Here is a 25,387-nt window from a genome sequence, read left to right as displayed (position 1 = left end):
ACAAATGCTCGCCGTTTTTGGCACGGGCATCATTGACCGCTCTGGCGCCTTCCCCTATGTACTCGGCCTTGCACAAGACAAAGAATTGATGCGCGCAGGCTCGAGAGATCGGCCGCGCCGTTTGCTGCGCAGATGGCCCGCCATCGAAGCGCGCAGCGTGACAGGAGCGTCGCCATGGCCGAGATGACCCCCGAACTGACCCCGCCTTGGGCAACCGAAAAGCCGACCGCCGTCCTGGTGCTGGCCGACGGCACCGTCATCGAGGGTCGCGGCCTCGGCGCCACCGGTTCCGCCGTTGCCGAAGTCTGCTTCAACACCGCGCTCACCGGCTACCAGGAAATTCTCACCGACCCGTCCTATGCCGGCCAGATCGTCACCTTCACCTTCCCGCATATCGGCAACATCGGCACCAATGACGAAGACATCGAGGACTTGAACCCGGTCGCCCGTGCCGGCGCCGTTGGCGCGGTGTTCAAGGCCGATGTCACCAACCCGTCCAACTACCGCGCCGACACCGGGCTGGACCAGTGGCTGAAGAAGCGCGGCATCGTCGCGCTGTCGGGCATCGACACCCGGGCGCTGACCGCGCTGATCCGCGAAAAGGGCATGCCCAATGCCGTCATTGCGCACGCGCCCGACGGCATCTTCGACCTCGACGATTTGAAGCGGCGGGCCGCCGCCTGGTCGGGCCTGATCGGGCTTGACCTCGCCAAGGAAGTCACCTCGGGCCAGTCCTCGGTCTGGAGTGAAACGCCCTGGGTGTGGAACGAAGGCTTTGGCGAACAGGCCGAGCCGTCGATGCACGTCGTCGCCATCGACTACGGCGTCAAGCGTAACATCCTTCGCCTGCTTTCCGGCCTCGGCGCCAAGGTCACCGTGGTTCCGGCCGGCACCGGCTCGGAAGAGATCCTGGCCATGCAGCCCGACGGCATCTTCCTCTCCAACGGGCCCGGCGACCCGGAAGCCACCGGCGACTACGCCGTGCCGGTCATCCAGAACCTGCTGAAGACCGGCATCCCGGTATTCGGCATCTGCCTCGGCCACCAGATGCTGGCCCTGGCGCTCGGCGGCAAGACCGCCAAGATGCACCAGGGCCATCACGGCGCCAACCACCCGGTCAAGGATCACACCACCGGCAAGGTCGAGATCGTCTCGATGAACCACGGCTTTGCCGTCGATGCCGACTCGCTGCCAGATGGCGTCGAGGAAACCCATGTCTCGCTGTTCGATGGCTCGAACTGCGGCATCGCGCTGACCGGCCGTCCGGTGTTCTCGGTCCAGCATCACCCCGAGGCTTCGCCCGGTCCGCAGGACTCGCATTATCTGTTCCGCCGTTTCGTCAATCTGATCCGCGAAAAGCGCGGCGAGGAACTGCTGGCCGAACGGGCCTGAGCCCTCTATGTACCAGTGATAATATCGCTTAACCTCGAGCGATAAATCTGCGATATTGCGCGAGTGAAGACGATCATCCTCTCGGTGTCGGCAGCTCGCGATCTCGACAACCTGCCGGCCGATGTCCGCGAGCAGGTCTCTGAAGGTTTGAACACTTATGCCATCAGCGGGCGTGGCGATGTAAAACGTCTTGCCGGCCGAGACGGTTACAGACTTCGGATCGGTCGCTACCGCGTTATATTTGATGAAGATCGCACGACAATCCTAGCGATCTACATCGGCAAGCGCGAAACGACGACCTACAGCCGGCCATAGGACAGCACATCATGAACGCTCCGCAAATCATAAGGACTTCAACCGGGGAAGAACTGGTCGTCATCCCGAAGGCTGACTACGAGGCATTGCTGCATGCCGCCGAAGAAGCCAGAGAAGACGCTGCGGATGTGGCGATCTACGATGAGCGGAAGGCCGAGTTCAAAACTGAAAAGCCCCTGCCCGCCGAGGTGACCATGGATATTTTGCGAGGTTCCAGCCGGCTCAAGGCGCTGCGCAACTGGCGCAAGCTGACGCAGGCCGAGTTGGCTGATGCCATCGGAGTCAGCCAGGGCTTCCTGTCGGACCTTGAATCCAATCGCCGCAAGCCATCGGCGCAAACCAGCACCATGCTGTCGAAGGCATTGGACGTGCCCAGCGAATGGATCGAAGCCTAGTATCTGACCTTACGCCACCGGCCGGCCTTCGCTGGCCTCCAGTATGGCGAACCATTGCTGGCGGTCGAGGCTGATCTCCAGCGCCTTGACCATGGCGGCCAGCCGCTCGGGCTTCATCGTGCCCAGCACCGGCGCCAGCCGCGCCGGATGACGCAGCAGCCAGGCGATGGCGACGGCGGCGAGGTCGCCGGCGCCGATCTCGGCAGCCACCGCCGCGATTGCCGCCCTGACCCGCGCCTCGCGCCCTTCCTTGCCGGTGAACAGCAAGCCGCCGCCGAGCGGTGACCAGACCATCGGCGCATAACCATGCCTATGCGCGTGATCGAGGCTGCCATCGGTCAGCGCATTGGTTTTCAGCACCGACATCTCGATCTGGTTGGTGGCCAAGGCAAACGGCAGCCGTGAAGCCAGAAGGTCGAACTGCGACGGCGTGAAGTTGGAGACCCCGACCGCCCTCACCTTGCCTGACTTGACCAGCCCGGCAAGGGCCGCCGCCGTCTCGTCGGCATCCATCAGCGGATCCGGCCGGTGCAGCAGCAACAGGTCGAGATAGTCAGTGCCGAGATTGGCGAGCGAACGGTCGACCGAGGCCGCAATATGGGCCGCACTGGTGTCGTAATGCTTCAGCCGGTTCTGAGGCCGGTTGGCCGATGCCAGAATGATGTCGCATTTCGAGATCAGCTCGATGCTGTCGCGCTTGCCCTTCCAGCGCGACAAGCCGGCGCCAAAGGCAGCTTCCACCTGGTAATGCCCGTAAATATCGGCATGGTCGAAGCTGGTAAGGCCGAGATCGACCGCAGTGCCGATCAGCCGCGCGACCTGATCGGCGTCCGGGCGCGCGGCGCTGTCGAGCAGGCGCCAGCGCCGAACACCAGCCGCGACAGCGACAAACCGTCGTTGGTCAGCTTTATGCGGCTGTCATGGCTCATATCTGGGCTCCATCTTCCGCAGCGCCGGTGGCAACGCTTTTCACCGCCGTCGGCCTCGCAACTTTCGTTACAAAGACAATGACGGCAAGCGTCAGGAAGCACGCGCCAACCAGATAGGGCGCGCCGCCGAACACCACGGGCGCATTCGGCCCGGTGAACCAGGAAAAGATCGCGGTGTACAGCAGCGGCGTGATGATCGAGGTGATCGAGAAGATCGACGTCATCGCGCCCTGCAATTCGCCTTGCGCCGATGGCGGCACCTTGGCGGCGGCGAGGCTTCTCAGCGGCGGATCGGCCAGTGCTTCCAGGCAGCCGACGACGATCACCGCATAGATCATCCAGCCTTGCGAGGCGAAGGCATAGCCGAAGGCGCTGGCCGCCGTGAAGGTCAGGCCGATCACCGCCGTCTTCCACTCGCCAAGTTTGGGGATCACGCGCGGCAGCACCGTCGCCATGACGATCGCCCCACACAGGCCGAAGGCGCCGAGCGAGAAGCCGATCTGCTGCTCGCTCCAGCCATAGCGGTAGTTGGACACGAACGACCACACCGCCGGATACATCATGTGGCCGAGCGTCATCAGGAAGAAGGCGAGCCCGATCCAGCCGATGCCCTGATATTGGCGCATCTGCAGCAGCGTGCCGACCGGGTTGGCGCGTTTCCACTCGAAGCGGCGGCGGTGCTTTTCATCGAGCGTTTCAGGCAGGAAGAACATGGCGATGAGGAAGTTCACGAAGGCAAGCCCGGCGGCAAAGTAAAACGGCACCCGCGGCCCGAACGTGCCGAGCAGCCCGCCCAGCACCGGCCCAATGACGAAGCCGACGCCGAAGGCGATGCCGAGCAGACCGAAATTCTTCGCCCGATTGTCGTCGTTCGAGATGTCGGCAATGAAGGCCGACGTCGTCGAATAGCTGGCGCCCGAAATGCCGGCCAGCACGCGGCCGATGAACAGCATCGGATAGGACCAGGCGATGGCGCAGATCAGATTGTCGATCGAGAATGTTAGCACCGAGGCAAGCAGGATCGGCCGCCGCCCGAAGCGGTCGCTCAACCCGCCCATGATCGGCGCGAAGAAGAACTGCATCGCGGCATAGACGAAGAACAGCCAGCCGCCCTCGATCGCCGCTTCGCTGATGCCGACGACAGAAAGCTCCCTGAGAAAGGCCGGCAGCACCGGCATGATCATGCCGAAGCCGATAATGTCGAGCAGCAGCGTGGTGAAGACGAGCGCAAGGCCCCGCCTGGCGGTTTTGGGGTCGATCATGATGGCGTCTGCTCCCTGGGACCGCCCTTGGGCGGGCGCCCGTTATAGGCGAGGCGTCACTTTGGAACAATAGGAGAACGCCTCAGGCGTTCTCCTCCTGACATCTGTTGCCGGTGGTGAATCGGCCCGCCGACGGATGCGCTTTGAACCGCGGTCGGCTGGAACTTGCGAGCGCCTCAAACCGGACCGGTCAGCGTGTTGCAATCCGACAGCTTGCCGCTCTTGTAGCCGCGCGCCAGCCAGGTCTGCCTTTGCTGCGACGTCCCGTGGTTGAAGCTTTCCGGAACGACATAGCCCTGCATCTTCTTCTGCAGCGTATCGTCGCCGATCTGCTTGGCGGCGTTGAGCGCCTCTTCGATGTCGCCCTGTTCCAGAATGCCCTTCTGCGCGGTGAAATGCGCCCAAACGCCGGCGAAGCAGTCGGCCTGCAGCTCGATGCGCACCGACATCTGGTTGGCTTCCGCCTCACCCATCGACTGCCGCATCTGGTTGAACTTGGGCAGGATGCCGGTGAGGTTCTGCACATGGTGACCGACTTCATGCGCGATCACATAGGCCTGGGCGAAATCGCCCGAGGCGCCGAACTGCTGGTCGAGCTGCTGGAAGAAGGTGGTGTCGAGGTAGACCTTGTGGTCGCCGGGACAATAGAACGGTCCGGCTGCCGTCGAGGCGGAGCCGCAGGCCGAGCGGATCTGGCCGCTGAACAGCACAAGCTTCGGGTCCTCGTATTTCAGGCCCTGCGACTGGAAGATGCCGGTCCAGGTCTCTTCGGTCTCGGCCAGCACGGTCGCCACGAACTGCTTCATCTCGTCGGAAGCAGGCGTGCCAGCGCCGTCGTCCTGGCCGCCGCTGTTGTCGGTGATCTGGCCACCGCCACCCGGCAGCACGCCGCCGCCCTCGCCAGTGCCCAGGATCTGCGACGGATCGAAGCCGAAATACCATCCGGCCAGCACCACGAGGACGACCAGCAGGATGCTGCCGCCGCCGCCGGTGCGGCCGCCGATCGGGATGCGGAACTGGCCAGGGCTGCCGCCGCCGAAACCACCACCGCCGCCGCTGTCGCTGCGCTCGTCCTCGACATTGTCACTCTGACGGCGGCCCTTCCAGAGCATGGCAACTCCCCGTATGCAAATTTTCGGCTGGCCTGGCCGATGTCGTGGCCCAGTCCGACCCAACAGACAATTATCGCAATGGTTGCGCCAAGTCACAGTATTTTTCGTGGCAGCGGCATCGCGTTCGCACTCTGGTCCAGGCGGCATGCGTGCTGTAGCATCCGGTTCGAACGGGGGTGTCGGGGACTTGCGGACGATCGGTCGATTTCTGCTGCTGGCGGTGGTGCTATGCCTCGGCCCGTCGCCGGCGCGCGCCGTGACGCTCGATTCCAGCGTCGCCGTAACCGATTCCGAGACATTGCAGGCGCTTGAGCGTGGCGGCCTCTCGATCAGCCGCCTGCTCGGCCCGGCGCTGGGTCTCACGCGCGAGGTCGACAATCGCGGCCTGTTTTCGGTGCGCGCGCTGACCCCTGTCCGCAACGCCGTCAAGCAGGAGATCGCCGACGAGCCTGCCAATAGCCCCGATCCTTACGTCGCGGCCATGGCCAAGTCGAAGGACACCAGCCAGAAATTCAACCCGAAATACATCGACGATGACGGCTCGACGCTCGACCTGACCGGCATCGTCAACCGCATGGACCGCGGCTATCTCGGCCACACCGAATGCGGCGAGATCAGGCTGATCTACCGCTTCCACTATTCGGTGGCGGAGAAGCCCACGAAGGGAAAGACAGCGCAACGCATCTCGTCGCGGCTGCCGCTGACCATGAGTCTGGTCTTCAACGCCAGGCCCGGCGAGGCTCGCCCCCGCGCTTCGAGAGACCGTCCAAGCGCCACCGCCATTTCCTGTGCCGAAATCGCCAAGCGCTGGCTCGCCGCCGGCCAGAAGAACCTTGCGCCCGAGCAACTGGCAGCCTGGCTGCGCTCCGACGAAGGGCCGCTCTCCAACGCCATGCTGAATTCGTCGCAGATCATGCGGCTTGAGCTGAACATGCAGGTTCTCCGGCTGTCGGCCTCGAGCCGCCGCGACTTCGGCGGCCACGCCGAATATCTCCTCAAGATTTTCAAATGGGACCCAACGACGTCCACCTTCCAGGAATCGAAGATGGAGAACCAGATCGACCGGAAAGTGGTTCTGGCCGACCGGCCGGCCTTCGCCAAATGGCTGCTGACCGACCGCAACCTCTACGACCTCGATCGCGGCCGGCTGGTCATCGACGACAAGTTCCTGGCGACAAGCGCCGTCTCGGTCGCACCCGGCGGCATGGCCAGATCGCAAAACAACATCGCCTATGGGCTGCTCGATGACAGCGATATCGACGAGGCGCTGAAGAATTATGTCGCCAGGGGCAACACGCTGCGCAGCGTGAAATCGGTGGCCGGCTTCAATCTGCGTCTCAACGAAATGACCTGCACCGGCTGCCACCAGACGCACGGCATTGCCGGCTTCCATTACACCGGCGCCGATCCGGCCAGCGAGCCGCGCCGCAACGCCGTCTTCGTCCCCGGCTCGGCGGTGTTCTTCGCCGACCTGCCGCGCCGCCGCGCGATCGTCGAGGACTTCGCCACAGGCGGCCATCCGGATTTCTCCCGCGGCTTCGCCGCCCGTCCGGACGCCAAACTCGCCGAAGCGCTGAAAGGCACCGATCTCTACAATGGCTGGGGCTCGATCTGCTACAGCGGCGAGGATGCCAGCTTCAAGGACTGGAGCTGCGGCGAAAGCCTGCGCTGCGCCGGCGTCCATGAAAGCGACATCCATCCGGGCTTCGGCACCTGCGTCAGCGAGGCGGCCACCGCAGTCGGCGACCCCGTCGAGTTCGGCGAGATCAAGATGTCGAGCTGGGGCAGCGACAAATATTGCCGCCTGTCGCCGGCCACCGCAAAAGCCTGCGCCATCGATCCGGCGCGCGACAAGAAACCGGTAATCAAGCTCGCTGGCTATGGCGCGGCGCGCCAACGCTACGACAACCCCGAGCAGAAGACCGGTGGCTTTCCCGGGGGCATGCTGCGCAAGGCAAGCTGCGACAAGCTTCCCGACGAGGCGACTTGCGGCCGCCTCGCCAAGACCGGTTTCAACGACTGCATCGCGTCGGGCAAGGACCACAAATTCTGCACCAAGGAATTCACCAAGACCGCCGGCCTGCGCGCCTGCGGCAAGGCGCATCCCTGCCGCGAGGACTATATCTGCACCGCCGGCTACGACGATTTGGCCGCAGCCAAGCCTGGCAAGGGCTCCTGCATTCCGCCCTATTTCATATTCCAGTTCCGCGTCGACGGCCATCCGCGCAGTTGGGTGCAGGACACCGAGGAATGAGCGGCAGGTTGCCGCTTGCGAACAGAACTCAGATCTTCTGCTTGGTGCCGGCGCTTTTGCCGTCCGAGCTTTTGGAGCGTTCCTCGAAACGCGCGGCGCCCTTCTTCATCGGCTGGCCGGCTTCGGCCTCGGTCTTGCGTTCGTCCTTTGCCGCTGTCTGCCTCAAACCCTCGGCCGCCTGCTTGCCCTTCGCGGTCGGTGCCTGTTCGACGCCCATGTTTTCCTCCTTGGCGCGCAGCAATCACGCGCAACGTCAGGAGCAACGAGCCTGACGTGCGGAGGTTCCAGTGGTGCGGCGCCGGCGCGACTCAGCGCGGCGCTATCATCGCCTTGCGAAAGGCTTCCAGCGTCTCGGCGCTGACATGGTGCTCGATGCCCTCGGCATCGATGCGCGCCGTCTCGGCGCTGACGCCGAGCGAACGCAAAAACGCTTCGACCGTCTGGTGGCGAATGCGGCTTTCTTCCGCAACCTTGCGGCCGGCATCGGTCAGGAAAACGCCGCGATACGGTTTTCTGGAGACCAGCCCATCGGCGCACAGCCTGGTCAGCATCTTGGCCACGGTCGGCTGGGCGACGCCGAGCCGCGCCGCGATATCCACCTGGCGCGCCTCGTTGCCGTCCTCGATCAGGTCGGCGATCAGCTCGACATAGTCCTCGACCAGCGCGCTGCGGCGCGCTTGGCGCTGCTGCCTGAAGCCTTCGGAATGGACATCGGCATCCGGAAGCGGCTCTTCGCGTCGAACCGGTTTATGCTTCAGTGCCAATACGTGTTCCCTCATACCTTTTGGCAAGAATTGGCTTTCGACAAATCAATCGCCCTTTGCCATTCATAGCACGGGCTTAACTGTTCCAGCCGTTTATTTGCATTCCATAGCAGGCGCAACCGGCGTTTGCGATCACCCCCTTTCTGGGCCCTTGGCTGCCTCATGAGAAGCACATACAATGAAATATAGCCTATTGCATAATGTTGAGCCCTGGCGTAGATAGGATGAGAGACATCAATCCATCCAATGGAAAGCCCTCCATGTCCGAAGCCGACGCAACCTTGGGATCATCCTGGCGATTTGACAGGCCGGAGGACAATCCTCCCAGCCTGCGCGAGGTGAACTCCACGATTGCGGTGCCGCAGTCCGGCGTCTGGTTCCGCCGCCTGTTCGCCTTCATGGGACCGGGCTACATGGTCTCGGTCGGCTATATGGATCCGGGCAACTGGGCCACCGACCTCGCCGGCGGCGCCCAGTTCGGCTACACGCTATTGTTCATCATCATGCTGTCCAACCTGATGGCGATCCTGCTGCAGGCGCTTGCCGCCCGGCTTGGCATCGCCACCGGCCGCGACCTCGCCCAGGCCTGCCGCGCCTATTATCCGCGTCCCGTCAGTTTCGTGCTGTGGATCGCCTGCGAACTCGCCATCATCGCCTGCGACCTCGCCGAGGTGATCGGCACGGCGATCGCGCTGCAGCTTCTGTTCGGCATTCCGCTGATCGGCGGCGCGTTGCTGACGGCGCTCGACGCCTTCATCGTGCTGCTCTTGATGAACAAGGGTTTCCGCTATCTCGAAGCCTTCGTCATCGCGCTTCTGATCATCATCTTCGGCTGTTTCGCCATCCAGATCTTTGCCGCTGCCCCTCCGGTCGGCTCGATCCTGCATTCGATGTTCGTGCCGTCGACGGAGATCGTCACCAATCCGGCGATGCTCTACATCGCCATCGGCATCATCGGCGCCACGGTGATGCCGCACAATCTCTACCTGCACTCCTCGATCGTACAGACACGCGCCTATGAACGGACCGAAAAAGGCAAGCGCGACGCCATTAAATGGGCGACGACGGACTCGACCATCGCGCTCGTCCTGGCGCTGTTCGTCAACTCCTCGATCCTGATCGTCTCGGCGGTGGCCTTCCATGGCACCGGCCATCAGGATGTCGCCGAGATCGGCCAGGCCTTCGAGCTCTTGTCGCCACTGCTCGGCCTCGGCATCGCCTCCATCCTGTTTGCGGTGGCGCTACTGGCCTCCGGCCTCAACTCGACGGTTACGGCAACGCTTGCCGGCCAGATCGTCATGGAAGGCTTTTTGCGCCTGCGCATTCCGCAATGGGCGCGCCGGCTGCTGACGCGCGGCATCGCCATCGTCCCGGTGGTGGTCGTCACCGCGCTCTATGGCGAAAAGGGCACCGGCCAGTTGCTGGTCTTCAGCCAGGTGGTACTGTCGATGCAGTTGCCCTTCGCAGTCATCCCGCTGGTGCAGTTCGTCTCCGACAAGAAGAAGATGGGCAACCTTGCCATTCCCCGCGGCGTGGCGGCCCTCGCCTGGGTGGTCGCGGCGGTCATCCTGGTGCTCAACTTCAAGCTGCTCTACGACACCGTCTTCGGCGTCGGCTGATTCTCATTCCCGACCGCGACAAACCGGCGGCTTGCGCTATCTTGCTCGCCATCATGACAAGTGTCGAAGACGCCAGGAAATTTTACGCGCAGCTGATGGCGGCCAATGCCGGCTCGGCCGACCCGCGCCTCGAAGAGGCGTTCGCCACCGTTCCGCGCGAGGCCTTTCTCGGTCCCGGACCCTGGGCGGTAGTCGCCGGCAGGGCGCTCACCACCGGCAACGGCAAGATCATGACGCCGAGCGCCGATCCTGTTCACATCTATCAGGACGTGCTGGTGGCGCTCGATGCCGACAAGGGCATCAACAATGGCGAACCCTCCCTGCACGCCATGTGGATCGGCAGGATCGCCCCCAGACCGGACGAGGCCGTCAGCCATATCGGCGCCGGCACCGGCTACTACACCGCCTTGCTGGCCCGGCTGGTTGCGCCCGGCCCGGTGACCGCCTTCGAACTGGAGGCCGATCTTGCTGCCAGAGCGACAAAGAATCTCGAGACCTACGGCAATGTAAGCGTCATCCACGGCGATGCCGTCACCGGCGATCTGCCGCCGTCCGACATCATCTATGTCAATGCCGGTGTCGTCGCACCGCCGGCTGCCTGGCTGCGGGCGCTGAAAGCGGGCGGCCGCATGATCTTTCCCTGGCGCCCGTCCCAGGGCGTCGGCCTGGCCGTAATGGTGACCCGCACCAAACAAGGTTTTGCCTGCGACCCCTTCATGCGCTCGTGGTTCATCCCCTGCGTCGGCGCCTCGGTCGCCGGTTCGGCGGCCAAAATCCCCGACCTCCAGAAGGCCGCGCGCAGCCGTTCGATCTGGCTGACATCAGACAGGGCGCCGGACCGGACCGCCACCGCCATCATCGGCGATGTCTGGTTTTCGTCGCAGGCGCTTGGCGGCGGGCGACGGCGGTAGGTACTCTTGTCGGCCGCAGCGTTTTTTTGCCAACGCCTGTCGGGCGGCCGCCGGCCTGTCCGTCCTTAGATCGAAATCCGGCCCTGACGGCGCGGATCCTGGAAAAGGAAAATCCAATGCGAAAGATCATCGCCGCTACCTTCGTCAGCCTCGACGGCGTCATGCAGGCGCCGGGCGGCCCGGAAGAAGACCCGGTTGGCGGCTTCGAGTTCGGCGGCTGGACGTTCCACTACTTCGACGAGGTGGCGGGCGTGGCCATGGAGGAATTGTTCTCTAAGCCCTTCGCCCTGCTGCTCGGCCGCAGAACCTACGACATCTTCGCCGCTTACTGGCCGTATCAGAAAGATGCCATCGGAGACGTCTTCAACCCTGCCACTAAATATGTGGCGACGCATCGGCCGGATTCGCTCACCTGGGAAAATACGCAATGGCTTGGAGAAGATATCGTCGCGGCGTTGCGCCGCCTCAAGAAGGAAGATGGGCCTGACCTGCTCATCCAGGGTTCGAGCGAGCTGATCCAGACTTTGCTCGCCAACGGGCTGATCGACGAGATCCGGTTGATGATCTTCCCGCTGCTGCTGGGCAAGGGCAAGCGGCTGTTTGGCGACGGCGCGATGCCGGCCGCCTTCAAGCTGGTGAAGTCGCAGGCTACCACCACCGGCGTCATGATGGCGACCTACGAACGCGGGGGTGAGGTCAAGGTCGGGTCGTTCGCCACGCAAGAGCCGTCAGAGGCAGAGCTCGAGCGACGCAAGAACTGGAAGTAACAGAGGCGGGCACCTTTCCTCTCCCTCCGGAGGGGGGAGAGGTGGCGCTGCGAAGCAGCGNGAACTGGAAGTAACAGAGGCGGGCACCTTTCCTCTCCCTCCGGAGGGGGGAGAGGTGGCGCTGCGAAGCAGCGACGGAGTGGGGGAACCACCTGGCAACGGTCGCCAACGGACATTGAACAGGGACAAGGCGCAAGAATCCTGCCGTACCGCGCTAAGGGTCGACCCCCACTCCGTCGAGCTTCGCTCGACACCTCTCCCCCGATCGACGGGGGAGAGGAAATCCAAGTTCTGTCAAGCCGCCACAGCCCGCCGTTCCAGCCCATCCCGGATATACCGCGCGAACTCCTGCGCGGCAGGCGCCGCGCCAAACCTCGGCAAATGCAGATTGATGGAAAAATTCGGCAGCGGCGGCAGCCCGGCATCGAAAGGCAGGATGTCGAGGTCGGCGGGCACGGTGGAGGCCAGCCAGGCGGTGACGGCAAGGTCGGAGCGCACCGTCGCGGTCGTGGCGTCGATGTTGCCGTTCTCGAACACGGTGCGCCATTCCAGCCCGTGCTCGTTCAGCGCCGACAGCACCACCGGGCGGAAGGCGCAGGTGTCGGCGACGATCGACACCGGCAGCGGCCGCTTGGCGCGGGCGACGCCGCCCTTGGCCCCCACCCAGACCAGCCGGTCAATGGCCAGGCACTCACCGGCGGACGGGCCGACCGGTTCCTCGATGACGGCAAGGTCGATAGTGCCGGCCGCAAGGGCCGCGGCAAGATCCGGCGAGGCGGCGCAGAGTAGGGATATCTCAACCTGCGGATAGGTCTCGGCATAGGCCTTCAGCACCGGCGCCAGCAAGGTGCCGACAAGGTCATAGGGAACACCGAGCCGCACCTGGCCGGCGGCCTCGGTGCCCGCCATCTCGGCCCAGATCTCGTCATTGAGGCCAAGCAACCGTTTGCCCTTGCCGAACAGCCGCTCGCCGGGCCGCGTCAGCCGCAAGCCACGCCGGTCGCGCTCGAAGAGGCTGCAGCCCAGCGCCTCCTCCAGCCTTTTGATCTGCTGGCTGACGGCGCCTTGCGTCAGATGCAGCGCGTTCGCCGCCGCCGTCATGCTGGCCTTGTCGGCGACAGTGACGAAGGTGCGGATCAGCGCTGTGTCGAGGTTGCGGATCATGGTTGGCATTATATCTGCTAATGCCAACCATCGCAAACATTGCATTTACTGAAGTATGCAGAAGTCTACCGTAGGGCCTTCGATGGAGGACGCCTCATGTTGCAGCCCATCTTTCCGCTCATCCTGTTTGCCTTCGTGGCCACCGTCACGCCCGGCATCGCCACCACCCTGTCGACCGCTTCAGGCGCGCAGTTCGGTTTTCGCCGTTCCGTTCCCCTATTGGTCGGCAGCGCCGCCGGCCTCGCCACCGTGACCGGTGTTGCCGCCGCCGGGCTCGCCGGTCTGCTGCTGGCCATGCCGTCGCTGCAACTGGCGATGAAAATCATCGGCTCGCTCTATCTCATCTGGCTGGCAATCAAGATCGGCCGCGCCGGGCCGCCTGATCTCGATGTGGCGATGGCAAAACCCAACAGCTTCTTGGGCGGCGCCGGCATTCAATGGATGAACCCGAAGGGCTGGGCGATGGGACTGGGTGCGGCGGCCTCGTTCGCAGCCCTTGCCGACGGTCCGGGACAACTCGCGCTGCTGCTCGGCTCGACCTTCGGCTTCACCGCAGCCATCTCGCTGTCGATCTGGTGCGTGGCGGGCATGGTGCTGGCACGGCTGCTCAAGACCGAATGGCAATGGCGCGCGCTCAACATCGTGCTGGCCCTGGTGCTGGCTGCGTCGATCATTCCGATGTGGCGGGGAGCGTAAACGCAGAGGTCGGCGCCAGTACCGCACCCGGACCTGCAGTCCGACCTCCCCGCAAGGGGAAGGTAAGGGAGCGCGCCTTCTACCCTCCCCCTTGTGGGGTCCGAAGGACAGGCGAGACCCGTGGCTCGCCCCGGTAAGTCGACCCGCATAGCGGGTCGGGGNCCCCCTTGTGGGGTCCGAAGGACAGGCGAGACCCGTGGCTCGCCCCGGTAAGTCGACCCGCATAGCGGGTCGGGGTGGGGGTCCTGGTTCGCGAAGCGAACCAGCTACTCTCAGGCCGCGTAGCGGGCCGCGGGCTTGTCGGCGTGCAGGCTGCCATAGAAGGCCTGCCGGGCGCCGAGGAACGTGTCGAGCTTCCCCGCATCGGCCAGTGCCGGCACGGTGACGGCTTCGCCCCTGGATAGGCCCACAAGCGCGGCATCGACCATATCGTCGGCGGTCATGATGATCTCCTTCGGCAAATTGTCGATGTCGCCACCGGCGAGCTCCCAGAAATCGGTGCGGGTCGCGCCCGGCAGCACCGCCTGCACCTTCACATTGGTGCCGGCGGCTTCGCGGTGCAGGGCCTCGGTGAAGTTGACGACATAGGCCTTGGTGCCGCTGTAGATGCCGCCGAACGAGGTATCATAGGCGAGCACAGAGGCGATGTTGACGATGGCGCCGCGGTTGCGCGCAAGAAGCCCCGGCAGAACGGCGCGGGTCAGGCGGGTCAAGGCGATGACGTTGACCTTGATCATGCGCTCGGCCTCGTCGGCGTCGGCCGTTGCCACCACCTGCTGGCCGCCCATACCGGCATTGTTGACCAGCAGCGTGACGCTATCGTCGGCTGCGATCGCTTGCTCGACGCGGCGCACATCATTGTCGTCGGCGAGGTCGGCGGCAATCACGCTGACCTTGCGCTTGTAGGCATATCGCAGCTTTTCAGCCAGTTCCTCCAGCCGGTCGGCGCGCCGCGCCACCAGCACCAGATCGTAGCCCTGCCCGGCCAGCCGGTCGGCATAGACCGCGCCGATGCCGGCCGATGCGCCGGTGACGACTGCGGTACCCTTGTTGTCCTGTCCACTCATTGTCCTGTTCCTTTTTTCTGCCCGGCGAGACAGGTCGATGAACCCTCGTCCCGCCCTGATCTCCAATTAGTGGCATATACCACTTTCCGGGAAGTAGGCATATACCACCATCTTGTCAACGGAGGCGGCAGAAACTATTTCTGCGACAGGCCGGCAGCGGTTTTGCCGGCAAGGAGTCGTGATGAGCAAGACCGCGCTGCCGGGATTCAGCCTTTGCAACAACGCCACGCTGCGGCGCGCCGCGCGCAAGCTCGGCCGCTTCTATGACGATGTAATCTCGCCTTCGGGTCTGAAGGGCACGCAGTACGGCCTGCTCTACCAGATCCATGTCAGCAACGAGCCGGCGATGGGCACGATAGCCGAAGCGATGGTCATGGATCTCTCGGCGCTCGGCCACACGCTGAAGCCGCTGATCCGCGACGGCTATGTCGACACCTTCGCTGACAAGGACGATCGCCGCGTCAAGCGGGTGCGGCTGACCGACCAAGGCCTGGCCAAGCTCGAGGAGACGACGAAATTGTGGACCATTGCCCAGCAGCGCTTCGAGGCGCTGGTCGGCCAGCAGCGAGCGGCAGATCTGCGCGCTATGCTGGATGAAGTCGCGGCGCTGGACTACGACGTGCCCGCAGCCGCCCCTTCAAGCTGAAAGAGCGGCCGCCGGTCCTTTGCAAAGATCTATTCGGCCGGCATGGCGACCGGCCGGGCCGCCCAGCGGCCGGCCAGCACCACCCCAAGCCCGATCAGCGGGAAGATGGCGGCGACCAGGCCGAGGTCGGCCGGCACGCCGTAGCGCAGCACGGCGCCGCCGACCACAGCACCCAGCGCCACGCCGAGATAGAGCGCCGAAGCGTTGAGCGACAGCACGATCGGGGCGGCGTCGGGCGCCAGCTTGATGATACGGCTGGCCTGCGCCGGCGGAAATGCCCAGCCGACCATGCCCCACGGCACCATCATGGCCATCAATGCCGGCCCGGCGAGATGCTGCGGCAGGAAGGTCGGGATGACCGAGAGCATCACCAGCATGACGGCGCTCAGCGCCAGCGACCAGCCGACGGTGCGCGTCGCACCAAAACGGTCGGCCGCCTGGCCGCCGGCTATGTTGCCGATGACGGCGCCGACACCGAAGGCGAGCAGCATGCCGGGCAGCGCAATCGGGCTGAGGCCGCCGCTCTGGATGGCCAGCGGCGCGATATAGGAAAACACCGAGAAGGCGCCGATCAGGGCAAGAGCGGTGGTCAGCAGGATCGGCATGACGCCGGGGCGCAGCGCCGCAGCCAGCCGCCGCCTGAGCGGCAGCTTGGTACCGACAATGCCGCGCGGCAGCCGGTACCACAGGATGGCGCCGACCAGCGCGCCGAGCCCGGCAATGGCAAAGAAGGTCCCGCGCCAGCCGGCTATCGTGGCAACCAGCGCGCCGAGCGGTGCACCGAGCGCAACCGCCACCGTGGTTCCGCCGACGACGACGGCAATGGCCCGCGCCCGGTGGTGGTCATCGACCAGCGCCACCGCCGTGCCTTGAGCGGTAGCGGCAAACAGGCCTGACGACAGCGCCATGATGATGCGGGCAATGAGCAGCAGCTCGAAGGACGAGCTCAGCGCCGCCACCACATTGCCGATGACGAAGAACGCCAGCGTCCACAAGATGACGCGGCGCCGGTCCCATTCGCCGGTCAGCGTTGCCAGGATCGGCGTGCCGATGGCGTAAGCCAGCGCGAAGGCGGTGATCAGCGTGCCGGCGAGCGGAATGGAAATGCGGGCGTCGGTGGCGATGTCAGGCAGCAGGCTGGAGATGACGAAGCCTTCGGTCGAGATCGTGAACGATCCGAGCGCAAGCCAAAAGAGGCGCTTGTCCATAGGGCGTGTCCTTAGTTCAAAAGTTATTGAACAATTGGACATAACAGGGCGTGATGTCAATGAAGCCAGACGAAAATAGCTGAAGCCTGCTGACAGCCCTGTGTCAGGACAGCCATTGGCCAATCGCGAAGCGGACTGTGCATGCCCGCGAAACATGGACGCGTTGAAATCGCCACCGACTGTGCTTAGTTTCGGGCCATGACTTTGCCGCACCCCAATACAGACCAGATCAGCCTGCCGGTTGTGCTCGGCGTGCTTGGCGACCCGACCCGGCTCGCCATCGTGCGCTATCTCGCCAGCAAGGAAGGCGTGCCGCTGAACTGCAGCCGGTTCCTCGACCTCGGCTCCAAGACCAATCTCAGCTATCACCTGGCCAAACTGCGCGAGGCCGGCGTCACCCGCGCCGAAGTGGCTGGCACCAACCGGATGATCACGCTGCGCCGCGCCGACCTCGACGCCCGCTTCCCCGGCCTGCTCGACAGCGTGATTGCGGCGGCCGGAGATGATCCGGCTCTGCCCATCGTCGGTGGCCACGACATCGAAATGCCGGCCTAACCGGTTTAGAAGTCAAGGTCCTAGCGCTGCCAGAAACCGATATGCGGGGCGAGGAGCTCCTCGTCCATCTCGGGGAAGGGTCCGTGGACCTCGACCGGCTTCTGCCCGGAGCCGAGGACTGTGCGCGACGAGAGGTTCATCGTCGGATTCTCGGCGTGGTTGCCAGTCAGCGCGAGAAGCTTGGTCTCCTCGAAGCCGTAGACCAGCCGGCCGATATTGGCCCAGTACAGCGTTCCCGTGCACATCGCACAGGGCTCGCCGGTTGTGACCAGCGTGCAGGACCAGAGGAATTCCGGCGGATAGGCGTCCGCGGCACGCCGGGAGAGCTCCGTTTCGGCGTGGCGCACGGTGTTGATGTTTCCTTGCCGCATCAGGATGCGATCGTCGGGGCCGACGAGCACGCAGCCGAAAGGATGGTGCCCATGCGCGGCAGTCTCACGCGCGACGTCATTGGCGGCGCGGAGGTGGGCAACCATCTGGTCGCGGGTCATCGCCTGTCCTCCCCCGGATGAACTCTGGAACGTCATGGACGCTAGCAGATGGAGTGCTTCTGCGATAGCCAGCTCCCGGCTGTCTCGAACGGCCTCAAGGGCTTGATAATGAAGGCAGCGGCTTGATAGGAAGCCGGGCCGCAAGCCTCAACGGGCTGCATCAAGGGAGCCCTCGCATGCGCATTGCCGTTCTCGCCGACATCCATGGCAATGTGCTGGCGCTGGATGCCGTGCTCGCCGATCTGGCGCGGCGCGGCGGCGCCGATCTAACCGTCAACCTGGGCGACTGCGTCTCCGGTCCGCTTTGGCCGCGCGAGACGTTCGAGCGGCTCGAAGCGCTCGACCTGCCGACTGTGCGCGGCAACCATGACCGCCGCGTCGCCGTCGATCCGGCCGACGATACGATGTGGGCTTCTGACCGGTACGCCCAGGAGCGGCTGACGGAGACGCAGCGCGAGGCGCTGTTCGCCCTGCCTTTCACGCTGGAGATTGTTCCCGGCGTGGTCGCTTTCCATGCGCGGCCCGACCATGACGAGAAATACCTGCTCGACGCGATCGTCGATGGCCAACTGGTGCGCGCGCCGCTTGCCGCTATTCAGCGGCGGTTGCAGGCGCTGGACCCGGCCTGCCGCATCGTGCTGTGCGGCCACAGCCACCGCGCGGAACTGGTCCGTATCCCCGGCGGCCCCTTGCTCTTCAATCCCGGCAGCGTCGGCGCCCCCGCCTATGAAGATGACACGCCCCCGGCGCATGTTTCGGAGCAAGGCAGCCCGCATGCGCGCTACGGCATCCTCACCTTGGATGGCGATGGTCCAGACCGTTTCGAGACCATCGCCGTCGACTACGACCACGAAGCGGCGGCGAGACAGGCCGCACAGGCGGGCCGACCGGAATGGGCGCATGCGCTGAGGACCGGCTTCATGCCGAAACCCTCTTGGCAAGGCTCCGCTTGACCGCATGGCTGCGCCCTGCTTCCGCCTCGCGGCACCAAACATCGGACGCATTTTCAGACTTACATGGCCGCGTATCGTCCCTTATAAAACCGCCTTGGCATACGGCAGGACTGCTGCCGCAAGGGTAATCGGCGCACGGCCAAATGATGAGGCGCACAATCCGAACCATTTTGCATCGACTGACTGGCGCTCCGCTCCTGCGGGCAGCCCGGTTGTTGGCGGGTCCGTTGGTGGTGGGCCCGTTGTTGGTGAGCTTGCCGGCCAATGCCGAGGACGCGCCTGCTGACATCGTTTCCATAGTGACCGAGCTCGGCCCAGGCGATCTCCTCAACATCCGCGCCACGCCGTCGCCGGTCGGCAGAACCCAGGCGCGTCTGCCGATCGGCTCGAGCGTCAGGAATTTCGGCTGCAACGAAGTGGACGGCCACCGCTGGTGCAAGGTCGAGGAGATCGACAATCCACTGGTCAAAGGCTGGGCGCCCGCGCGATATCTTATCCCCGACAATCCGACCGTGGTCGAAGTTGACGCCGCGCCGCCCCAGGTGACCGCCAGCGCTGAAGCCGGCGGCCCGGCGGTCGCGCCCGACATGCCGACGCAGCAGGCCGACGTGGCCGCAACACCCCCAGCAACTGCACCTGCCGCCTCTGCCGCTCCGCCTGTACCCACTCGGGGTGCACCCACCCCGGCTGCACCCGCGCCGGCCCCACTCGACCTGACGGAGCGCCTTGGCGGCACGGATCCAGGCGCACCGAAATCCGCCGCCGAGATCGGCAGGACCGCCATGCAGGATGCTTACGGCCTTGCCTTCGCAGCCAATGAAAGCCCGCCGATGGACGAAATCCCCGCCACAGAGGCTCCGGCAACGGAGGCCACAGGGACGCCGGAACTCGCCGCCGCCGCGTCTGCGGGAGCAGCGCCGGATACGGCGTCCGCGCCGGGGGTACCATCCCCGACGCCACGGCCAGACCAGGCCAAAGCTGCGACCGCTACGCAAACCGTTGCACGGCTGGAACCCCCGCCCGCCCTCGGCGCTACCACGGATATCCCCTGCGCCCGTTATGTCGGCCAGCCGATGACCCGCTGCGCCGTCAACATCGTCCACAAGGGCGCTGACAAGGCCGACATCATCGTGACCTGGCCCGATGGCGGCACGCGCGTCATCTCCTTCTCTGCCGGCATGCCGGCCAACTCGGATTCGCCCAGCGAGTTCCGCTTCACAAGGGAAGGCAGCCTCAACATGATCCGGATCGGCGCTGCCGAGCGGTTTGAGATTACGGATCAGCTCGCGCTGGGGGATTAGGTGTTAAGCAGTAGGGATAGGCAATAGACGGCTTAACCTCGCTCCTGCCTAATCCCTGCTGCCTGAGCCCTACTGCCTGATCCCTACTGCATAGCCTCATTTTCGGGGTTACATCTCCCAAAACTCTTCCCTATAAGGCCCTCCTAGCCTGATACCAGAATCGCAAGCACAACCGGCCGGGTCTTCCCGTCCCGGTTTTTCGTGCAAGCCGCTCGCCGAACGGAACTCACAACGATGCCAAGACGCACCGACATCAAGTCGATCCTGATCATCGGGGCCGGCCCCATCGTCATCGGCCAGGCCTGTGAGTTCGATTATTCCGGCACACAGGCCTGCAAGGCGCTGAAGGAAGAGGGCTTTCGCGTCATCCTGGTCAATTCCAACCCGGCCACCATAATGACCGACCCGGAACTGGCCGACGCCACCTATATCGAGCCGATCACGCCTGAAGTCGTCGCCAAGATCATCGCCAAGGAGCGGCCCGACGCGCTGCTGCCGACCATGGGCGGCCAGACCGCGCTCAATACCGCTCTGTCGCTGCGCCGCATGGGCGTGCTCGAGCGCTACAATGTCGAGATGATCGGCGCCGACGCCACGGCGATCGACAAGGCTGAGGACCGGGCGCTGTTTCGCGAGGCGATGAAGAAGATCGGCCTGGAAACGCCGAAGTCGATGCTGGCCAATGCCACCGACGTCAAGAACGCCGACCGCAAGACCCATGAGGCCGAGCGCGCCGCCGTCAAGGCCGAGGCGCCTGCCGACCTCGATGCCGCGCTCGACGCGCTGGAAACCCGCTGGAACCTCGGCGAAGGCGACCGCAAGCAGCGCTACATCAGCCATGGCATGGCGATTGCCGCCCAGGCGCTCGACCATGTCGGCCTGCCCGCCATCATCCGCCCGTCCTTCACCATGGGCGGCACCGGCGGCGGCATCGCCTACAACCGCGCCGAATTCTACGACATCGTCCAGTCCGGGCTCGACGCCTCGCCGACCACCGAAGTGCTGATCGAGGAAAGCGTGCTCGGCTGGAAGGAGTATGAGATGGAGGTCGTCCGCGACAAGGCGGACAATTGCATCATCGTCTGCTCGATCGAGAACATCGACCCGATGGGCGTGCATACGGGTGACAGCATCACCGTCGCCCCCGCGCTGACCTTGACCGACAAGGAATACCAGATGATGCGCAACGCCTCGCTCGCGGTGCTGCGCGAGATCGGCGTCGAGACCGGCGGCTCCAACGTGCAGTTCGCCGTCAACCCGGCCGACGGCCGGTTGGTGGTGATCGAGATGAACCCGCGCGTCTCGCGCAGTTCCGCTTTGGCTTCGAAGGCGACCGGCTTCCCGATCGCCAAGATCGCGGCCAAGCTCGCCGTCGGCTACACGCTGGACGAGCTGGAGAACGACATCACCGGCGGCGCCACGCCCGCCTCCTTCGAGCCAAGCATCGATTACGTCGTCACAAAAATCCCGCGCTTTGCCTTCGAGAAATTCCCCGGCGCGGAGCCGGTGCTGACCACCGCCATGAAGTCGGTCGGTGAAGTCATGGCCATCGGCCGCACGTTCCAGGAGTCCTTGCAAAAGGCGCTGCGTGGGCTGGAAACCGGCCTGACTGGTCTCGACGAAATCGAGATCCCCGGCCTCGGCCACGGCGCCGTAGCTGCCAACCACGCCGACGACCGCAACGCCATTCGCGCCGCACTCGGCACGCCGACACCCGACCGGCTGCGCATGGTGGCGCAGGCGATCCGCATGGGCACCTCGCTGGAAGACGTGCACGCAATGTGCAAGATCGACCCGTGGTTCCTCGAACAGATCGCCGGCATCGTATCCATGGAAGCCCGCATCCGCGAGCACGGCATCCCGCAGGACGCCGTCAATCTGCGCATGCTGAAGGCGATGGGCTTCTCCGATGCCCGCCTCGCCTCGCTGACGAAGACCGACGCCGAAGTGATTGCGAAGATTCGTGAAAAGCTCGACGTTCATCCGGTTTATAAGCGCATCGACACGTGCGCCGCCGAGTTCGCCTCGCCCACCGCCTACATGTACTCGACCTATGAAGTGCCCTTCGCCGGCGCGCTGGCCAATGAAGCGCAAGTGTCGTCGCGAAAAAAAGTCGTCATCCTCGGCGGCGGTCCCAATCGCATCGGCCAGGGCATCGAGTTCGACTATTGCTGCTGCCATGCCGCCTTCGCTCTGCAAGACGCCGGCTATGAAGCGATCATGATCAACTGCAATCCCGAGACAGTGTCGACCGACTACGACACGTCGGACCGGCTCTACTTCGAGCCGTTGACGGCCGAGGACGTGCTGGAGATCCTGCGCGCCGAACAGGCCTCGGGCGAACTGGTCGGCGTCATCGTCCAGTTCGGCGGCCAGACGCCGCTGAAGCTGGCCGACGCGCTGGAGAAGGCCGGCATCCCGATCCTCGGCACGTCGCCCGACATGATCGATCTCGCCGAAGACCGCGACCGCTTCCAGAAGCTGCTTCACAAGCTCAACCTCAGCCAGCCGAAGAACGGCATCGCCTATTCTGTCGAGCAGGCCCGCCTTGTAGCCGGCGAACTCGGCTTCCCGCTGGTGGTGCGCCCCTCCTATGTGCTCGGCGGCCGCGCCATGCAGATCATCCATGACGAGGGTATGCTGCAGAGCTACCTGCTCGACACCGTGCCCGGCCTGGTGCCGGAGGACATCAAGCAGAAATACCCCAACGACAAGACCGGCCAGATCAACACGCTGCTGGGCAAGAACCCGCTGCTGTTCGACACCTATCTCTCGGGCGCCATCGAGGTCGATGTCGACTGCCTGTGCGACGGCACGTCGACCTTCGTCTCAGGCATTCTGGAGCACATCGAGGAGGCCGGCATCCATTCGGGCGACAGTGCCTGCTCGCTCCCCGTTCACTCGCTGCCTTCCGAACTGGTCGACGAGCTGGAGCGCCAGACGGCGGCGCTTGCCCGCGCGCTCAACGTCGGCGGCCTGATGAACGTGCAGTATGCGATCAAGGACGGCACGGTCTATGTGCTGGAGGTCAACCCCCGGGCGTCACGCACCGTGCCCTTCGTTGCCAAGACCATCGGCCGTCCGATCGCCAAGATCGCCGCCCGCATCATGGCCGGCGAAAAACTGGAAGACGCCTTCGCCCATTACGGCGCCATGCCCGACCCGCGCAACCCCGGCCACATCGCGGTCAAGGAAGCCGTCTTCCCCTTCGCCCGCTTCCCCGGCGTCGACATATTGCTCGGCCCGGAAATGCGCTCGACCGGCGAGGTCATGGGCCTCGACCGCGACTTTGCGCTCGCCTTCGCCAAGAGCCAGTTAGGGGCCGGCGTCGACCTGCCACGCTCCGGCACGCTGTTCGTCTCCGTGCGCGACGAGGATAAGAAAGGCATATTGCCGGCGGTCAAGCGCCTCGCCGGCCAGGGGTTCAAGGTGCTCGCCACATCCGGCACCGCCCGCTTCCTCGCCGAGAACGGCGTCGACGCGCAGAAGATCAACAAGGTGCTCGAGGGCCGCCCCCACATCGAAGACGCCATCCGCAACCGCCAGGTCCAGATCGTCTTCAACACGACGGACGGCCAGAAGGCGGTGTCGGACTCGAAGTCGCTCCGCCGCGCCACGCTGATGCAGAAGGTGCCGTATTACACGACGCTGTCGGGGGCGGCGGCGGTGGCCGAGGCGATTGCGGCGCTGAAGGCAGGGAGCCTGGAGGTCAGGCCGCTGCAGGAGTATTTTGCCTAGTGAATTTTGTTCGCAGATTGCAGCCGTCAAAATGATAAGCTATCCTATCCTAGCCAGTACTTGTACGGGCAAGGAGGGCCGCTGGACATCGGTTTTGGACACCGAGCCAGCGGCTCCCGTGGTCTCAGCTGGGCTGAGCTAGTCTCCCATTTGGACTGGGAAACTATTCGGTCGACGCCATCGCGCGAATCACATTCGCAATCTTACTGGCTTCCGCTGCTGTCAAATCATAAGGCAATCCCTGTATCTGAACGACGAGATCGGGCCTTATTGGTATAGGCAAGACGGATACAGATGCTGGGGGAGGGCCCGAAACACTCGCCACCGGTCGGAACACAGGCGGGTCGGGCGGACCTACCTCGCCCTGACCGATGGTTTTCGGTCTCTCCGCTGCCTTGCGCCCGTTAAATTGGACCGAAGGTCGGAACGTCATTGGATTGTTCTGATAGCTCTTAAAGTCTACGATCGCCGCCTTCAAACGACCTTTGTAAACATTCAAACTCTCAGGCTTATATTTAGAGCCTTGGAGATTAGCGAATCGGACAAAAAGCTGATCGATATCAACCACAGTGACGTCGTCAGCCTCATTTTCATCCAAAATACTTAGAACATTATTAGCTGCAGCCTTGCGGGCATTAGCTGTTGCCTTGTTCATCAACCCCTTTTTTGCAAGGTAGTCGAGGAAATCAAGTAGTGATTTGCGAGACTTTTTTCCGTCCATCGGGCCATCCTCTGGATAAGCAATAACACGATTCGGACGAGATGCAACACAATTCTTGTCTGGTTAGACATTGTCTTTGTCTTAGACAAGAAAGCCACTGACGACGCTGTGGGAGCCCATGTTGGCGCGTGGATGCGCACCACCGAGGTGCGGCGTGCCGGAGACGAACACAAGCGCGTCCCTTGGTCACCAGCGAAAGGGCACGCCCAGCGCGCACGGCGGCCGACAGCGCTGGTATATCGACGATTATTTGGTGATTATGATTTCCCTTGGTTGAGGTTGGCGCAGCCCCCCTCACCCAGCCTCCGCTTCGCTCGGCTGACCTCTCCCCGAGGAGAGAGGAGGCTTGAAGCGCCGCACCAACCTCTTCGCCCCAACGGGGAGAAGGTGGACGCGTAGCGGCCGGATGAGGGGGCCAGCACCGACTCCGCGATTCTTAATACCCTGTCACCTAGCGGATGCTCGCGGATGCATCGTTCATCCCCTCCGGCTACGGCGTCCCCCCTGTGCAGTAAGCGCCATCCGAACCGGGCCCATCATGTCGATGTCAGAGCAGGTGATGACATCGTCAGGATTGCGCGAGCCACGGTAACACCCTGTCTTCGACGAGCGGTTGATCAAGTGGTGGCCGTTGCTGCGGGCAAGGCGGCGCAGTCGCCTAGCTTGGGCAGCGTCTCGCCGCCGCCTTCGACCAACTCTACAGGGAAGCTTACGCCACTGCCACACACTCGATCTCGATGTCGAACTCCATCGGCCATGACGCCACCGGCACGAAACTCCGCGCCGGCGGGTTGACGCTGAAATACCTGGCATAGACCCGGTTGATGGCGTTGTAGAAGCCGGAATTGACGGCGTAGATGCGCACCATCACCACATTGTCCAGCGAGGTGCCGGCGGCCTCCAGGCAGTGTTTCAGCGCCTTCAGCGACGCCTCGGTCTGCACCTCGATGTCGCCGCGCACCATCTCGCCGGTAACCATGTCCACCGGCGGCGTCGCCGATATGAACACGAAGCCGTTGGCCCTTACCGCCGTCGAGCAAGGCAGCCCGAGCGCCCGCACTTTGGCCGACATCACGGGCACTTCGATGACTTCTTTTTTCACGGTGATGCTCCCTTTGTTTGCCAAG

The 25,387-nt window shown here is 64.1% G+C and carries 23 protein-coding genes and 1 pseudogene; 13 read left to right on the top strand and 11 right to left on the bottom strand.

All coding sequences use genetic code 11. The features are described from left to right. Positions 1–174: 174 nt before the first annotated feature. From carA to X750_RS143030, 3 genes are all read left to right on the top strand, one after another. A complete protein-coding gene (gene carA / locus X750_RS143020; protein WP_084567179.1) occupies positions 175–1,392 on the top strand; it encodes a glutamine-hydrolyzing carbamoyl-phosphate synthase small subunit in 1,218 nt (405 codons plus the stop codon). 63 nt (positions 1,393–1,455) lie between these two features. Then, on the top strand, positions 1,456–1,707 hold the full coding sequence (locus X750_RS143025; RefSeq protein ID WP_023748196.1) for a type II toxin-antitoxin system RelE/ParE family toxin: 252 nt from the start codon (positions 1,456–1,458) through the stop codon (positions 1,705–1,707). A gap of 11 nt (positions 1,708–1,718) precedes the next feature. Continuing rightward, on the top strand, positions 1,719–2,102 hold the full coding sequence (locus X750_RS143030) for a helix-turn-helix transcriptional regulator (protein ID WP_023748195.1): 384 nt from the start codon (positions 1,719–1,721) through the stop codon (positions 2,100–2,102). Between the two features lie 9 nt (positions 2,103–2,111). On the opposite strand, the pseudogene X750_RS01000000163220 reads toward X750_RS143030, so the two are convergent. The 3 genes and pseudogenes from X750_RS01000000163220 to X750_RS143040 all read right to left on the bottom strand — a co-directional run bounded on the left by X750_RS01000000163220 (position 2,112) and on the right by X750_RS143040 (position 5,405). Further along, a pseudogene (locus tag X750_RS01000000163220) lies at positions 2,112–3,031 on the bottom strand (aldo/keto reductase). Beyond that, on the bottom strand, positions 3,028–4,293 hold the full coding sequence (locus X750_RS143035; protein ID WP_023748194.1) for a tetracycline resistance MFS efflux pump: 1,266 nt from the start codon (positions 4,291–4,293) through the stop codon (positions 3,028–3,030). Before X750_RS143035 ends, X750_RS01000000163220 begins: the two are co-directional and overlap by 4 nt. A 176-nt stretch (positions 4,294–4,469) precedes the next feature. Beyond that, positions 4,470–5,405, bottom strand: a complete 936-nt coding sequence (locus X750_RS143040) for a neutral zinc metallopeptidase (RefSeq protein ID WP_023705842.1) — start codon at positions 5,403–5,405, stop codon at positions 4,470–4,472. Positions 5,406–5,592: 187 nt separating this feature from the next. Here X750_RS143040 and X750_RS143045 point away from each other — a divergent pair, with 187 nt between their 5' ends. Beyond that, positions 5,593–7,659, top strand: a complete 2,067-nt coding sequence (locus X750_RS143045; protein WP_031193009.1) for a hypothetical protein — start codon at positions 5,593–5,595, stop codon at positions 7,657–7,659. A 28-nt stretch (positions 7,660–7,687) separates the two neighbouring features. Here X750_RS143045 and X750_RS143050 read toward each other — a convergent pair whose 3' ends face one another. Beyond that, positions 7,688–7,876 (bottom strand): hypothetical protein, encoded by a 189-nt coding sequence (locus X750_RS143050; protein ID WP_023705844.1) that lies wholly within the window; start codon positions 7,874–7,876, stop codon positions 7,688–7,690. 91 nt (positions 7,877–7,967) lie between these two features. Further along, a complete protein-coding gene (mntR, locus tag X750_RS143055; protein ID WP_023705845.1) occupies positions 7,968–8,423 on the bottom strand; it encodes a manganese-binding transcriptional regulator MntR in 456 nt (151 codons plus the stop codon). 260 nt (positions 8,424–8,683) lie between these two features. Here mntR and X750_RS143060 point away from each other — a divergent pair, with 260 nt between their 5' ends. The 3 genes from X750_RS143060 (at position 8,684) to X750_RS143070 (ending at position 11,720) form a co-directional block, all read left to right on the top strand. Beyond that, positions 8,684–10,042, top strand: coding sequence for an Nramp family divalent metal transporter (locus tag X750_RS143060; protein ID WP_023705846.1), 1,359 nt, complete (start codon positions 8,684–8,686; stop codon positions 10,040–10,042). Between the two features lie 53 nt (positions 10,043–10,095). Next, positions 10,096–10,953, top strand: a complete 858-nt coding sequence (locus X750_RS143065; RefSeq protein ID WP_023705847.1) for a protein-L-isoaspartate O-methyltransferase — start codon at positions 10,096–10,098, stop codon at positions 10,951–10,953. A 116-nt stretch (positions 10,954–11,069) separates the two neighbouring features. Next, positions 11,070–11,720, top strand: a complete 651-nt coding sequence (locus X750_RS143070; RefSeq protein WP_023705848.1) for a dihydrofolate reductase family protein — start codon at positions 11,070–11,072, stop codon at positions 11,718–11,720. A 294-nt stretch (positions 11,721–12,014) separates the two neighbouring features. Here X750_RS143070 and X750_RS143075 read toward each other — a convergent pair whose 3' ends face one another. Then, positions 12,015–12,884, bottom strand: coding sequence for a LysR substrate-binding domain-containing protein (locus tag X750_RS143075; RefSeq protein ID WP_023705849.1), 870 nt, complete (start codon positions 12,882–12,884; stop codon positions 12,015–12,017). 96 nt (positions 12,885–12,980) lie between these two features. Here X750_RS143075 and X750_RS143080 point away from each other — a divergent pair, with 96 nt between their 5' ends. Further along, positions 12,981–13,580, top strand: coding sequence for a LysE family translocator (locus X750_RS143080; RefSeq protein ID WP_023705850.1), 600 nt, complete (start codon positions 12,981–12,983; stop codon positions 13,578–13,580). 272 nt (positions 13,581–13,852) lie between these two features. On the opposite strand, the gene X750_RS143085 is transcribed toward X750_RS143080, so the two are convergent. Next, on the bottom strand, positions 13,853–14,647 hold the full coding sequence (locus X750_RS143085) for an SDR family oxidoreductase (RefSeq protein ID WP_023705851.1): 795 nt from the start codon (positions 14,645–14,647) through the stop codon (positions 13,853–13,855). 181 nt (positions 14,648–14,828) lie between these two features. Here X750_RS143085 and X750_RS143090 point away from each other — a divergent pair, with 181 nt between their 5' ends. Beyond that, positions 14,829–15,293 carry a MarR family winged helix-turn-helix transcriptional regulator gene (locus tag X750_RS143090; protein WP_023705852.1) on the top strand — a complete coding sequence of 155 codons (465 nt, stop codon included), beginning with the start codon at positions 14,829–14,831 and terminating at the stop codon, positions 15,291–15,293. 29 nt (positions 15,294–15,322) lie between these two features. Here the strand turns inward: X750_RS143090 and X750_RS143095 are convergent, their stop codons facing one another. Beyond that, positions 15,323–16,501 (bottom strand): MFS transporter, encoded by a 1,179-nt coding sequence (locus X750_RS143095; RefSeq protein ID WP_023683782.1) that lies wholly within the window; start codon positions 16,499–16,501, stop codon positions 15,323–15,325. Positions 16,502–16,699: 198 nt separating this feature from the next. Here X750_RS143095 and X750_RS143100 point away from each other — a divergent pair, with 198 nt between their 5' ends. Then, positions 16,700–17,056: a helix-turn-helix transcriptional regulator gene (locus tag X750_RS143100; protein WP_023683780.1), complete on the top strand. Its 357-nt coding sequence runs from the start codon at positions 16,700–16,702 to the stop codon at positions 17,054–17,056. Positions 17,057–17,076: 20 nt separating this feature from the next. On the opposite strand, the gene X750_RS143105 is transcribed toward X750_RS143100, so the two are convergent. Beyond that, positions 17,077–17,547 carry a nucleoside deaminase gene (locus X750_RS143105; protein WP_023691527.1) on the bottom strand — a complete coding sequence of 157 codons (471 nt, stop codon included), beginning with the start codon at positions 17,545–17,547 and terminating at the stop codon, positions 17,077–17,079. A gap of 176 nt (positions 17,548–17,723) precedes the next feature. On the opposite strand from X750_RS143105, the gene X750_RS143110 reads away from it, so the two are divergent. The 3 genes from X750_RS143110 to carB all read left to right on the top strand — a co-directional run bounded on the left by X750_RS143110 (position 17,724) and on the right by carB (position 23,539). Beyond that, a complete protein-coding gene (locus X750_RS143110; protein WP_023705854.1) occupies positions 17,724–18,500 on the top strand; it encodes a metallophosphoesterase family protein in 777 nt (258 codons plus the stop codon). Positions 18,501–18,748: 248 nt separating this feature from the next. Further along, complete coding sequence (locus tag X750_RS143115; RefSeq protein ID WP_348524483.1) at positions 18,749–19,801, top strand: SH3 domain-containing protein; 1,053 nt, start codon at positions 18,749–18,751, stop codon at positions 19,799–19,801. Positions 19,802–20,035: 234 nt separating this feature from the next. Then, positions 20,036–23,539 (top strand): carbamoyl-phosphate synthase large subunit, encoded by a 3,504-nt coding sequence (gene carB / locus X750_RS143120; RefSeq protein WP_023748193.1) that lies wholly within the window; start codon positions 20,036–20,038, stop codon positions 23,537–23,539. A gap of 163 nt (positions 23,540–23,702) precedes the next feature. Here the strand turns inward: carB and X750_RS143125 are convergent, their stop codons facing one another. Then, positions 23,703–24,260 carry a hypothetical protein gene (locus tag X750_RS143125; protein ID WP_023744334.1) on the bottom strand — a complete coding sequence of 186 codons (558 nt, stop codon included), beginning with the start codon at positions 24,258–24,260 and terminating at the stop codon, positions 23,703–23,705. A gap of 709 nt (positions 24,261–24,969) precedes the next feature. After that, a complete protein-coding gene (locus tag X750_RS143130; protein ID WP_023744333.1) occupies positions 24,970–25,362 on the bottom strand; it encodes a RidA family protein in 393 nt (130 codons plus the stop codon). Positions 25,363–25,387 lie beyond the last annotated feature (25 nt).

It is taken from the genome of Mesorhizobium sp. LNJC391B00, from assembly GCF_000502535.1.
Taxonomy (GTDB): Bacteria; Pseudomonadota; Alphaproteobacteria; order Rhizobiales; family Rhizobiaceae; genus Mesorhizobium.
Note: the sequence above shows the minus strand (reverse complement) of the source record. Positions and strands in the feature narration are given on the sequence as shown.

Coding starts and splice junctions, on each gene's coding strand:
- carA (WP_084567179.1), top strand. CDS start 175: ATGGCCGAGATGACCCCCGAACTGACCCCGCCTTGGGCAACCGAAAAG.
- X750_RS143035 (WP_023748194.1), bottom strand. CDS start 4,293: ATGATCGACCCCAAAACCGCCAGGCGGGGCCTTGCGCTCGTCTTCACC.
- X750_RS143100 (WP_023683780.1), top strand. CDS start 16,700: ATGACTTTGCCGCACCCCAATACAGACCAGATCAGCCTGCCGGTTGTG.
- X750_RS143110 (WP_023705854.1), top strand. CDS start 17,724: ATGCGCATTGCCGTTCTCGCCGACATCCATGGCAATGTGCTGGCGCTG.
- X750_RS143085 (WP_023705851.1), bottom strand. CDS start 14,647: ATGAGTGGACAGGACAACAAGGGTACCGCAGTCGTCACCGGCGCATCG.
- X750_RS143105 (WP_023691527.1), bottom strand. CDS start 17,547: ATGACCCGCGACCAGATGGTTGCCCACCTCCGCGCCGCCAATGACGTC.
- X750_RS143095 (WP_023683782.1), bottom strand. CDS start 16,501: ATGGACAAGCGCCTCTTTTGGCTTGCGCTCGGATCGTTCACGATCTCG.
- X750_RS143030 (WP_023748195.1), top strand. CDS start 1,719: ATGAACGCTCCGCAAATCATAAGGACTTCAACCGGGGAAGAACTGGTC.
- X750_RS143090 (WP_023705852.1), top strand. CDS start 14,829: ATGAGCAAGACCGCGCTGCCGGGATTCAGCCTTTGCAACAACGCCACG.
- X750_RS143060 (WP_023705846.1), top strand. CDS start 8,684: ATGTCCGAAGCCGACGCAACCTTGGGATCATCCTGGCGATTTGACAGG.
- X750_RS143075 (WP_023705849.1), bottom strand. CDS start 12,884: ATGATCCGCAACCTCGACACAGCGCTGATCCGCACCTTCGTCACTGTC.
- X750_RS143125 (WP_023744334.1), bottom strand. CDS start 24,260: ATGGACGGAAAAAAGTCTCGCAAATCACTACTTGATTTCCTCGACTAC.
- X750_RS143050 (WP_023705844.1), bottom strand. CDS start 7,876: ATGGGCGTCGAACAGGCACCGACCGCGAAGGGCAAGCAGGCGGCCGAG.
- X750_RS143080 (WP_023705850.1), top strand. CDS start 12,981: ATGTTGCAGCCCATCTTTCCGCTCATCCTGTTTGCCTTCGTGGCCACC.
- X750_RS143065 (WP_023705847.1), top strand. CDS start 10,096: ATGACAAGTGTCGAAGACGCCAGGAAATTTTACGCGCAGCTGATGGCG.
- X750_RS143040 (WP_023705842.1), bottom strand. CDS start 5,405: ATGCTCTGGAAGGGCCGCCGTCAGAGTGACAATGTCGAGGACGAGCGC.
- carB (WP_023748193.1), top strand. CDS start 20,036: ATGCCAAGACGCACCGACATCAAGTCGATCCTGATCATCGGGGCCGGC.
- X750_RS143070 (WP_023705848.1), top strand. CDS start 11,070: ATGCGAAAGATCATCGCCGCTACCTTCGTCAGCCTCGACGGCGTCATG.